Origin of the sequence: Coleofasciculus sp. (genome assembly GCF_046539235.1) — a bacterium.
GTDB lineage: Bacteria > Cyanobacteriota > Cyanobacteriia > Cyanobacteriales > Coleofasciculaceae > Coleofasciculus.
In genome coordinates this window covers 16,436-27,489 of the sequence record NZ_JBKHHI010000029.1, presented here as the reverse complement: position 1 = coordinate 27,489, position 11,054 = coordinate 16,436, and the positions used below count along the sequence as shown (strand labels likewise).

Annotated in this window: 9 protein-coding genes and 2 pseudogenes; 1 reads left to right on the top strand and 10 read right to left on the bottom strand. The window is 45.4% G+C overall.

What is annotated here, in order from left to right; translation table 11 throughout:
- From ACLFWI_RS04815 to pipX, 8 genes and pseudogenes are all read right to left on the bottom strand, one after another.
- Positions 1-988: pseudogene (locus ACLFWI_RS04815) on the bottom strand (ArnT family glycosyltransferase); the annotation flags it as partial.
- Positions 985-2,676, bottom strand: a complete 1,692-nt coding sequence (locus tag ACLFWI_RS04810) for an ArnT family glycosyltransferase (RefSeq protein ID WP_446411976.1) — start codon at positions 2,674-2,676, stop codon at positions 985-987. The gene ACLFWI_RS04810 and the pseudogene ACLFWI_RS04815, both read right to left, overlap by 4 nt.
- A 7-nt stretch (positions 2,677-2,683) precedes the next feature.
- Positions 2,684-4,294 carry a glycosyltransferase family 39 protein gene (locus ACLFWI_RS04805; RefSeq protein ID WP_446411975.1) on the bottom strand — a complete coding sequence of 537 codons (1,611 nt, stop codon included), beginning with the start codon at positions 4,292-4,294 and terminating at the stop codon, positions 2,684-2,686.
- Between the two features lie 41 nt (positions 4,295-4,335).
- The gene (locus ACLFWI_RS04800; protein ID WP_446411974.1) at positions 4,336-5,295 is read right to left on the bottom strand and encodes a glycosyltransferase family 2 protein; all 960 of its coding nucleotides are present in this window, start codon (positions 5,293-5,295) and stop codon (positions 4,336-4,338) included.
- Positions 5,296-5,346: 51 nt separating this feature from the next.
- Positions 5,347-6,171 (bottom strand): pyrroline-5-carboxylate reductase, encoded by an 825-nt coding sequence (gene proC / locus ACLFWI_RS04795; protein WP_446411973.1) that lies wholly within the window; start codon positions 6,169-6,171, stop codon positions 5,347-5,349.
- A gap of 51 nt (positions 6,172-6,222) precedes the next feature.
- A complete protein-coding gene (locus ACLFWI_RS04790; protein WP_446346916.1) occupies positions 6,223-6,807 on the bottom strand; it encodes a cell division protein SepF in 585 nt (194 codons plus the stop codon).
- Positions 6,808-7,143: 336 nt separating this feature from the next.
- Positions 7,144-7,815, bottom strand: a complete 672-nt coding sequence (locus ACLFWI_RS04785; protein WP_446411972.1) for a YggS family pyridoxal phosphate-dependent enzyme — start codon at positions 7,813-7,815, stop codon at positions 7,144-7,146.
- A 66-nt stretch (positions 7,816-7,881) separates the two neighbouring features.
- The gene (gene pipX, locus ACLFWI_RS04780) at positions 7,882-8,145 is read right to left on the bottom strand and encodes a transcriptional coactivator PipX (protein ID WP_446351273.1); all 264 of its coding nucleotides are present in this window, start codon (positions 8,143-8,145) and stop codon (positions 7,882-7,884) included.
- Positions 8,146-8,676: 531 nt separating this feature from the next.
- Between pipX and ACLFWI_RS04775 the strand changes: the two genes are divergently transcribed.
- Positions 8,677-9,150 carry a molybdenum cofactor biosynthesis protein MoaE gene (locus ACLFWI_RS04775; protein ID WP_446411971.1) on the top strand — a complete coding sequence of 158 codons (474 nt, stop codon included), beginning with the start codon at positions 8,677-8,679 and terminating at the stop codon, positions 9,148-9,150.
- Between the two features lie 472 nt (positions 9,151-9,622).
- Here ACLFWI_RS04775 and ACLFWI_RS04770 read toward each other — a convergent pair whose 3' ends face one another.
- Complete coding sequence (locus ACLFWI_RS04770; protein WP_446411970.1) at positions 9,623-10,321, bottom strand: hypothetical protein; 699 nt, start codon at positions 10,319-10,321, stop codon at positions 9,623-9,625.
- Positions 10,318-11,049: pseudogene (locus tag ACLFWI_RS04765) on the bottom strand (restriction endonuclease subunit S); the annotation flags it as partial. The gene ACLFWI_RS04770 and the pseudogene ACLFWI_RS04765, both read right to left, overlap by 4 nt.
- Between the last annotated feature and the right edge of the window lie 5 nt (positions 11,050-11,054).

The following is an 11,054-nucleotide window of genomic DNA, read 5'->3' as shown; positions in this document are numbered from 1 at the left end:
TGGGATTTCCATACAAATCAAAGTTGCGTGAATAATGACCCCAGTTCAGGCTTAAAAATACAAGAGTAATGATACCTATTGGTTTCCATAATTTCCAGCGTAGGCGGTTTAGTTTCGCCAGGAAAAACCAAACCATTAAAGGAAAGGCATAGATATAGCCTGAACTCTTGGTAAAAACAGCCAGTCCTAAGCTAGTGCCAATACTTATAACTAAGGGAAGCGGAATCTTTTTTTCGGGCAATGCCAACAGAATATAATGGGCAAGACAAACTAGCCAAAAAGCGACAGCATAGTCATTTTGAGTGCTGGACGCTTGCAGGATTCCCATCGGAATCGTAGCGCAGAAAATCGCCGCGAAAATTTGCCCCCGTTGATCTGCACCCAGTTGTTTAGCAATTAGGGATACGCCAATAATGCTGCCAACCATACTCAACCATTGCACCAAATTAGCCAAACGATCGCCCCGACTGAGAATCTGTAAGTGCATGATCACAAATTCGGCAAATGGGGGGTGAACTAATTGAGCCGAATAGTAGGTAGGATAATGGGCAACACTGCGATTTTGTATCCAATGAACCACCCGCGCCAGATGATAGGTCATAGAATCCCAATTATTCGGCGGCGCTACCACAGCAATTAAACCCACTGTCACCACAATACAGACGACACTGCCTAGCAAAACCAGCGAGACTGGGGTTAGTTTGGGGCGTTCAGGGAAATTTAGCGATCGCTTTCCTCTCTTAACCAGTCGATAATAGATAAACAAGAGTGCGATATCTGTAATCAGCCACAAGACTAATACTGAACTAAATGTCAAGACTCTAAATAGACTTAACGTCTCAGTCAATACCGTGATCAAAACTCCCCAGACAATCGCTGCGGATAAGACAGAACCCCGCCAGTCTTGACCTGGATACTGAAAAATTAGAAATAGAAGCAATAATGAGAGTAACGGTAAGCCAGCTAGCATATTGATAATTCCGTTCACGAATTAAACGAATGGTCTTGATTTTCTATCTTGTAGACCGTGACTAACCAGGGATAGAATTGCTGGGCAACCGTAGGATAATTGTCGAGTGAATGTTGCTCAGAATGGAGAATGCTGGATTGCTCTTGCAGATTACGAGTCTCAATAATGTAAGCGTAATAGTCCCTATCGAGAATAGCATCCAAGGGTTGGCGGGGAAAGCTGGGATCAACGCTAGCTTTCTGAGGCTTGCGACCCGTGCGCCGCAGATAGCGTTCACGCTGTTCAAAGGGAAACTGATCAATGTTGATATCCTCTAAGCGCTTGCCAGAAAGTACGGCGGCACGCCAGCGAATAGCCAATAGATTATATTGATCATTATTGAATCCTAGTAGCAAAACAGGTCGATTTAGGTCAACCTCTTGCAGTCCGAACTCCTGCATTTCGGCATAGACGGGTAACCCTTCAAACACTTTTATCAATCGAGGCTGTAGCTGTGAAGCAGGTTCTATGGCACAAACAATCAGTAAAGCCCAAATCAATCCGATTGTACCGACAACGAAGGGGCGAGTCTCTGTTCTACGACCAAGCCATTGCAATACCTGAACGAGTCCCAGTCCAGCCAGCATCCAGATTGCCGGTGCGATAACCAGTATATGTCGTTGAGAGTTGGTCGTTGAAATCCCGAGTACGACGGTTGCAGCCAAAACAGACCAAACCGCCACCCGCACCGATAGATGTTTCCAATAGCGAACAGCGCCGATGACGGCGAAGGTGAGGGAAAGAAGTCCGACTGGCTTTTTGGTTGAGTATTCGTTAAGCCAGACAATGGGGTAGTAGAGGAAATTCTCGATAGACCAAACGTCCACGTAGCTGGGGTGATTGGTAAAGAACATCCACATTGTTGCTCGATCCGTGACCAAAATCCATAAAAGCAAGACCGCGGCGTAGATACCCAGAACTACAGTTGTTTCTAGCCAGACTTGACGACCCAATTTCCCAGGTTTGGTGGCGGTGACTAAGGCGGCGAGTAGTCCAGGTATGTAGAATAAGCCGAAGGAGTATTTAGTCAACACAATTGCCATGACCACGAAAGCCGCGATCGCCATCCCGATCAGGCGTGAACCTTGGTGGCGGATTTGATCAATCTGAGCCCCAATCAGCATTAGCAGAACGGCTAGCAGCGCACCCGTCATTTCCAGCATACAAATGACTGCATTGGTGACAAAAATCGGGCTGGTAATAGCTAGGGCGATCGCGAAAATAGCACCTGTCCAGGGAAACCATTGATCGGCTGGGTTCACGGCGTCTTCTTGTCGTTGAGCAATCCTCAAGGTGAGCCAGCCTAAGCCAAACACTGTAAGTGCGAAGAGTAATACTGATGGTATACGACTGGAGACAACACTAGCTCCAGCCAACAAGTACGCGATCGCAACGAAGAATGAGTTGATAAACGGGTAGAATGCTTGGCTGGTAACCGCTTGAAACAAGTCTCCTAAATTAAGCCTAATCAGGCTATGATAAACTTGCCAACCATCAACCGCGTGTTCAGCTTCATCGCTATCGAAGGGAATCGTTGTCGTCGCCACTGTATGAGCCAAAACTATCAGTAGAGTCAGCGCTGCAATGACTGTAATTACACTGGCTAAGAATATGGCAGCATGAATCTGTGCTGTTTTGCGGTTAGCATGAGTAAAAGGTAAATTCATGGTTTAGTTAATAATTTTCCTCTCCAATCTTTAATTTCCATAGAGTCGTTTGAGTTGTATTAACCGGGGTTGTTTGCCGTTTCCATTTCCAGGTTTTGTCTATTGTATAGTTGGGATTTTCTTTAAGTAAATAGTCCAATGCTGCTTTAGACTGGTACACGAATACATTACTGAAACCCTTGCCTACAGAATTAACCTCTTGCAGCGGGCGAATATCTTGTAGAACAACATGGGTAGCCAGTGAATGACTGAGAGTACGGATATCGAACCATGTTGCTATAACCAGGGGCTGGTTTGTTGGATTAACAATCTTAGCCACCTCAGTATGATAGTATTCTCGACCTTTCGTCCACCATGTATCTGATTGGGATATGAGGGCGCAAGAAAAAACTCCACTTGAAACGATAACAACTGTAATTATCTGCCATAGCTTCTGTTGCCAATTTCCTAAATTTATACCCGGAGTAATCTTACTAGAAAGTAGGTAGGCAACTGCTATCTGAATGCCCAAAGAAGACGGGATAAAATATCGCAGCGGAGTCGAGCGTCTTCCTCCCCCTAATAAGTCCGGTAGTATTAAAAATAACGCGGGGACTGCGATTAATAGACAGACAAACAGCCAAACCCGCTTGGGTGTGTGATTACATAAAAAGTAAATAGCGTATAAGACGAGAATGGATGTCAGGGCATAAATCCATAAGTTCCCATAAACAAAACTATCATTTAAATCGACAAAAATGTGACTAATATTCACCAGCCAACTTTGAACTAAAGATGGCAGTGGTGTAGGCGTTTTACTCCAGCCTGGAGATGGATTCTCGACTTGTGAATCAGCGATCATCACCCCAATCCAAGGGAGAAAAAGTAAGCACCCTGCCAAAGATGCCAGCAAGTAAGCGATCAGCGTTTTACTAAATCGGAAGCTGTCATGGACAAGTACGTAGATGCCATGTCCAATCGCAACGATTACAGAAATCAGATGCGTATAGAATCCCAGTGCCAGAGTTACAGCATAAACTCCCCAGTTCATTTTACTGTGGAGACGCATAGCTCGCAGCAATGCCCAGCTTGATAATAATACAGTCACTGTCCAGAGGCTGTACTGCCGTGCTTCTTGGGCATAGAGTATCTGAAGGGGAGAAATCGCCAGAAGTCCGATGGCAACCCATCCAATTAATGACGACTCAAATAGTTCCCAACACAGTAAATATATGCAAGGCATTGCCACCAAGCTAATAACAGCCGACAAACTTCTGGGTGTAGTCACGATATTTTGAAATAACTGCATCCAAAATCGCGCCATCAAGTAATAGAGGGGTGGATGTTCGCCATGTTTCACAAAAGCATTTATGGCATCCATTAAGCCTCTTTGGGGACTGGGACGCTGATAGTCTTGGACTTCGACTACCTTCATTTCCTCGCCTTGTAAGACTATTGCCTGAAAATCTTGATCGGTATAACCAGAAATTCGTTGTGAGGTGAGGCTTTCATCACCCCAATAGGGTTTTTGTTCCAGGTTGGCAAATCGAAAGAATATACCGAGAACTAATAATACAATAATTAAGAGACGCCAAGGATTTTTAGATAACCTAAAGTTATAGTTATACTTTTTGGGCATATTTAATTTGAATGTCTATTAAGTCTAGAGTGTTGACAAAATTAACGGATTGGGGATCGAGAGTGATCAGGGAAACCACCCACTTCTGCTAAGGTGTAAAGGGGTCTAGCTTTGACCTCTTCATAAATTCGCCCAATATATTCGCCTAATATGCCGATACTGATAAGCTGAACGGAACCCAGAAAGAAAATGGCGATCGCGATCGTGGCAAATCCTGTTAAGGGAGAATTAGGTGAGGCTAAACGCCAGTATAGGACTAACACTGACATGAATAAAGCTAACGCCGCCGACAGCAATCCGATATATGTGGATAGTCGTAACGGTACTTTAGAGAATGAGACTAAACTGTTCACGGCTAACGCCAAGGATTTACGAAATGTGTATTTGACATCCCCAGCAAAACGGGGATCACGTTCAAACCGAATGGCAGTCTGCCGAAAACCCACCCACGATCGCAAGCCTCGGATGTAGCGGTTTTGTTCGGGCATGGCATTGAGCAAATCTACAACTTGCCGATCCATTAAACAGAAATCACCCGTATCTGTGGGAATATCCACCTCGGCTAGAGACTTGAGTAGACGATAAAATACATAAGCGGTGAAGCGCTTAAACACACGTTCCTGACGACGTTTAATGCGCTGAGCATAAACCACTTGATAGCCTTGTCGCCATTTTTCCACCATATCGGGGATCAACTCGGGTGGATCTTGCAAATCTGCATCTAGAACAACAATAACTTGACCCCGGGCAAAATTCAGACCTGCCGTTACCGCTATCTGATGCCCAAAGTTGCGTGCCAAACTCAGATAACAGACTCGCTTGTCCTGTTGGTGAAGTTCTCGGATGATCTGTACTGAGCGATCGCGACTGCCATCATTAATTAAAATAATTTCCACCACCCCATCCATGCGATCGGCTACAGCGCTGATCCGACGATACATTTCCTGGAGGGTTTCTTCTTCGTTATAGATGGGAATAATCCAAGAATAATGAGGCGGCATCGTCTATAACTTAGTTTCCTTCTCGAAGAGCGAGTATGAGGAATAACAATCCTATTGACCCAGTTGTTGAGAGCGCCGATAAGCGGCTTGTACAGCTTCTATCAGCGCCGAACGGAAACCAGAACGCTCCAATTCAGCAATTCCAGCAATTGTAGTGCCACCTGGACTTGTCACTTGATCTTTAAGTTGAGCGGGATGGATTTGTTTATCCTGTAACAGTTGCGCTGTTCCCAATACCGTCGAAAGTGCTAATTTAGACGCGATCGCTCTGGGTAGTCCGGCGGCTACACCCCCATCAGCTAAGGCTTCAATCATCACTGCCACGTAAGCCGGTCCCGATCCCGATAATCCGGTTACCGCATCCATTAAGGATTCCGACACCTCCACGACTTCACCCACTGCACCCAACAGAGTTTTTGCCTGTTCTAAATGGTTAGCCGTGACAGTTTTACCGGGTGCGATCGCGCTTATTCCTGCTCCTACCGTGGCTGGGGTATTGGGCATCGCCCGAATGACTGGCTGATGCTCAAATACGGCTTCGAGTTTCCTGAGAGACACACCCGCTAAAATCGAAATCACCACTGGTAGGTTTTCCGAAGCTGGGGAATGATTGTCATTGTTTGACACCAACTCACTCGCTACCACCTTAAACACTTGAGGTTTAATCGCCAAGAGTAAAACATCCTCAGCTTCCGCCGCCGCCCCGTTATCCGAGGTGACATTAACCCCATAGCGTTGGCTTAAATCCTCTCGTCGCTGGGCTTGGGGATCACTGACCAGCACCTGATCAGGGCGATAAACTTGCTGTGCGATCAGGCGGGATAAGATCGCTTCTCCCATTACCCCGCCGCCGATTATGCCAAGTTTGATAGACACCCACCCTTCCTTTAGTGAACGGACATTCGATGTTCGACAATCTCAATTGAATTACTGAGCCATACGTTCCGGCTCAGACGTCCAACTGGGAGGAGGGGCTGAACGTGACCCACGAGTTTGTTCAGCAACTTCGTGAATGACACCCGATTGAGTACTTACCTGTACACAGCTTGGTGTAAACAAGAAAATACTTTCACCAATGCGCTCTTGATGACCATCAATCGCATAAGTTCCGCCCGCGACAAAATCCACTGCCCGTTGAGCTTGATCGGGGTCCATCATGGTTAGATTTAAAACCACAGACTTGCGTTCTCGCAGGGCTTGAATCACCTGGGGCATTTCTTCAAACGAACGCGGCTCAATCACGGCGACTTCCGAAATCCCGTTTACCGCTCCCGGCATACCAATCACATTATTCATGTTTACCGCTCCCATTCCTGAATCCGATCCTACAACAGGACGTTCCCGAACCCGACGTCGAGGAGGACGTTCTTCCTCCGCAGGCGCTGGCATAGGTGGTTCTTGCTGATATAGATTTTGATACGTCTCTCCATCTACGTCCTCGTATTCATACTCATATTCGGGATCATTAGGACCGACCACAAAATCTCGCAGCTTGTTAAAAATATTGTTCATTAGATCTACTCTCCATCACAACTTTAGGGTTTGTCGGGAAACGCTAGAATCGACCCTCGTTGAGGTATCAGTCTTTCACTCTTGCGGGTTGAGACCAAAACCTCAAGCAAACGGCTAGCTTACCCCGCGATCGCCTAACATTTCCTACCACCGGAGCTTGTCAAAAGTAAGCCCTTAGTATACACCCGCTTCTAATCAAACGGGTAGTTCTATGCCCATAACGGTGAAAACACTCAGGGATTACTTACAAGACAATACTTATCATAAGAGTTATTTTGGCACTATACAGCAGTTGCTTACTCATGATGCTAATTAATAACTCCATTCCTCACCGACTTAATCCCCGCGTTCACCAAAAATAATTCGCCCGAGTCGTACCATCGTTGCACCCGCTTGGATGGCTAGGGCGTAATCCTCTGACATTCCCATAGAAAGCTGATGCATTCGCAAATTCGACCAATTTTGCTGTCCAATTTCATTAGCCAGATCACGAGTCCGCTCAAAGACACCCAGAGTTTCCTGGGGGGACAATCCCAACGGTGGAATCGTCATTAACCCCTGAATTTGCAACGCTTTACACTGATCCAGTTCAGGTAGAGCCTCTAGCAACTCCGGTCTCGTCCAACCGTATTTATGGGGATCAGGCATAATTTTGACTTGGAGACAGATTTGGGGAGTGACAGCCAACTCACAAGCTAATTGATTCAGTCGCTGGGCTAACTTGAGGCTGTCACAGGAATGAATCCACTGAAATTGAGTTAAAGCTTTTTTTGCCTTATTGCTTTGAAGATGTCCGATCAAATGCCAGGTAATGTCAGGCAAATCTTGAAGTTCGTCCTGTTTAGCCGCCGCCTCTTGAACTTGGCTCTCGCCAAAATCTCGCACGCCAGCTTGATAGGCTTCGCGTATCGCCTCTACCGATACTCGTTTAGTCACAGCAATTAACCGCACGTCGGGCGGTAGCTGTTGGTGAATCTGAGCAATACGTTCTGTAATTGAGCCTGTCATGATGTGAGATGAGCAATAAGGGAGTCACGAGAGAGAGTGAATCATCCAAAAATCAACTGCTACTGCTCATTGGAACGTTTGCTTATGAATTTTCTGAAGCTGTTCAAAATCTTTGGATGCACCCATACGACGGAAAATGCGGAGACGATTTTCCACTAAATGGCGAGCATCTGAACGACTAATCGGTTCAAACGCCAAACCATTCGAGCCTGTCGTCACCAAAAAAAATAGACGCTGGGCGTAAAGGGTAGTGAACAGTTCCTGGTTGTCTTCAACCATGCAAACGCGAAAAAGTAAACCAAAGGTTGGATGATTTAGATAGGTTTCCATTAAAACCCTGCGATAGACCTGTTAAACAACAGATTGGACATAAGAGAATAAGTATGGGAGGAGATGCCGCATAGATTAGTCATTAAGCACAATTATCAGTACGTCAGCAAGAGATCAGCTAAATTAGTTTACAGCTTATTATTGATTGCCCCAAACTCACCACAACCCTTCAGAATGCTACTATCCTCAAAACGTTATATCACGCTTAGCATCGCTTAAGGCATCCTCTGGTCATCGTAATTTTCCGTGAAACCCCTCCCTCAGCAGATCCTTTGCCAGCTCAGGAGGGATAGCTAGTCAAACCGCTTCTCTCTATGCGCCCGGTCTTGGTAGGCTAGCTTACGGTTAATCCGTCTACCCCTACGCCCACGGCGCATCATTCGCCGCGGCTCCATCCGCACAGTGATGGTTTTAACGTAAAAACCAAGCGGACTAACAAAATATCAATTAGAGTCTATCGCAGCAATATTGGAATCTCCCTCCACCTGTGCGCTAAAAAGAAAATATTCTCCATCTACCCGCAAAGTAACCATGTCTATCGCCTCTCCCCAAAAACCACAAACCAATGATAACTTCGCCATAACCTTTGCTCCCCTATCCCTCGCCGATGTCTATACCCTCGCAGATGATCCTGCAAATGGTGCAGTCGTCGTCATGAGTGGCACTGTGCGTAACCAAACCGAAGGCAAACCCGTTGTGTCACTGGAATATCAAGCCTACGAACCTATGGCATTGCGCGTCTTTGCCACCATTGCCCAAGACATTCGAGGGAAGTGGGCTGATGTCAATCGCGTTGTCATTCACCATCGCATCGGACGCCTACAAATTGGCGAAATTAGCGTCTTAGTTGCCGTCGGCTGTCCCCATCGTTCCGAAGCCTTTGCTGCCTGTAAATATGCCATTGATACCTTAAAACATAACGCTCCCATCTGGAAAAAAGAACATTGGGCAAATGGTGCCAGTACCTGGGTGAGTATTGGCGCTTGTGAGCAAATGAATCAGTAGGTTTCAAGACTGATTCATTGACAAAAACAAATAGCTTGTGATATTAGAGCAACAGCTTATGGCAATTTGTCTGTTGGCTTCACTCTTGTTAAATTAGGCTAACCCCAAAACCGTTGTCGAACAGCCCGAAGTAGGTTCAGGTGAGTAAAGGAGAGCGATCGCGCCCAATAGAGAGGACATTCATGATGCTTGTCACCTTTGTAGGAGTAGGTTGGACCCTTGGAACGTAGGCTCTCGCCTTCTCGTACTCGCCTAGGAGAACCCGAAGGGTAGAGTAACCCAACGAGAGCGGTTAGGTGAACATTCTGTCCAATCTGACATGTACCCTTTACCCCACACTTACCAAAGAACAAAAAGACCAGATTCCCCAGGTGTTGCTACTGTGGCGCACATCGAAGCCGCCCTAGTCGAAACGCCAGTCGAAATAGTACGTTCAAGAGCATCGTCAGGAAAGCGCGATCGCACTAAACGCTTATACCGACAACATTCTTAATAAACTGAATAAGTCGTTCATCGCCATTCTTGCAGTGTCTGTGTAGCATTCGGAATACAGCCGCTTAGGAAGGCGCGAAGCAAATCGTCTTGTTCTTGTATCTCTCCGAAATCGATCGCGTGTCTTCTTTGATAACACTAAGTCATTTAACATGGCAAGTTTATGAAATGACGAATAAAGATTAAGGGCATTACCCCAAAAGTAACGAAATGCCTCTCTCGTATGCTCATTAATCCAGTAATCGAATATATAGGTTTCTGTTTTATCGTCGTAGGTATAGCAGGTAGCACATCGCTGGAGCTGATCAATATAAGTCTCAAGTTCATTTCTTCTCTGGATTATGAGGGGTGGACGTTTCTTGTTAACAGCTTCCCGTGATATGCGGACGCGAATAGGCGGCTGGTTCTCTTCTGGGTAAATAAAATACTCAATTTCAAATTGAATATCGGGATTACCTTCAATACGCTCTTCCTCACTGATACAAGTATGAAATACTGACTGAAATATCTCAGCTATGACTTGCAAAAACTGAGATTTTCCTGAGCCATTGGGTCCAATAAGGCACAAGGGATCAAATGAAGAATAGTCATTCAATGGGCTTCGCAAGCCCACATTTACATCATCCAGTAATCCACCACAAGTCTCAGCCGCAATAATACAGACTCGCAAAAGCTTCATTGATACCTCCTCATAAAACGCATTGCATTCGTTTCTGAATCAAATATCTGGATAATGCTTGGCTCAGATTCATCAAGCAATGCAAATAATATATCCTTAATTAAATCATAATCTCCACTCATTTTTTTATTTATATCACTATACAATTCATCAAATGAAAATGTATTGTTAGGGAGTTGATGAATAAGCTTTTTTAGCGATTGACTAGATATCTTGGTCATATTGGATTTACTGCGATTGACAACTCTCTTTGGTTTATTCGGTTGTGCTGCACGTTCGGCGCGAATGCGCTCAAGTAGCACTGAAACGGGTTCGTCATTAGGATTTTGTGGCACTAACTCACCACGAAATGCTTTAGACAACAAAGTAGGTGTTAGCTGCTCGACTCGTGTAATGGCATTTTGATAGCGAGCTTCAATGCGATCGGCATAGGTTAAAAGAGTGCTAGCACGACGAACAATTTCCTGTTGCTCCTGAATAGTCGGTAGTGAAAGTTGAAGTGCCAGTAGACTTTTCTGATTTATATTTATCATAGTTGAACCCACTGCATTTGCCTCCAAAGCTTTAACAGTAGTGGGGCTAGATAGGAACAATTTAAGATAGTTAGGTAAGATTTTGGATTGAACCCTAAGAATTATAGAACCTGTACCACAAAGCCATCCTTCCTGTTCTGTTTGTACAACAGCGCAACGACCCATCACACCACGTCGTGCAATAACAATATCTCCAGCTC

Coding starts and splice junctions, on each gene's coding strand:
- ACLFWI_RS04805 (WP_446411975.1), bottom strand. CDS start 4,294: ATGCCCAAAAAGTATAACTATAACTTTAGGTTATCTAAAAATCCTTGG.
- ACLFWI_RS04785 (WP_446411972.1), bottom strand. CDS start 7,815: ATGACAGGCTCAATTACAGAACGTATTGCTCAGATTCACCAACAGCTA.
- ACLFWI_RS04800 (WP_446411974.1), bottom strand. CDS start 5,295: ATGCCGCCTCATTATTCTTGGATTATTCCCATCTATAACGAAGAAGAA.
- ACLFWI_RS04790 (WP_446346916.1), bottom strand. CDS start 6,807: ATGAACAATATTTTTAACAAGCTGCGAGATTTTGTGGTCGGTCCTAAT.
- ACLFWI_RS04810 (WP_446411976.1), bottom strand. CDS start 2,676: ATGAATTTACCTTTTACTCATGCTAACCGCAAAACAGCACAGATTCAT.
- ACLFWI_RS04770 (WP_446411970.1), bottom strand. CDS start 10,321: ATGAAGCTTTTGCGAGTCTGTATTATTGCGGCTGAGACTTGTGGTGGA.
- pipX (WP_446351273.1), bottom strand. CDS start 8,145: ATGGAAACCTATCTAAATCATCCAACCTTTGGTTTACTTTTTCGCGTT.
- ACLFWI_RS04775 (WP_446411971.1), top strand. CDS start 8,677: ATGTCTATCGCCTCTCCCCAAAAACCACAAACCAATGATAACTTCGCC.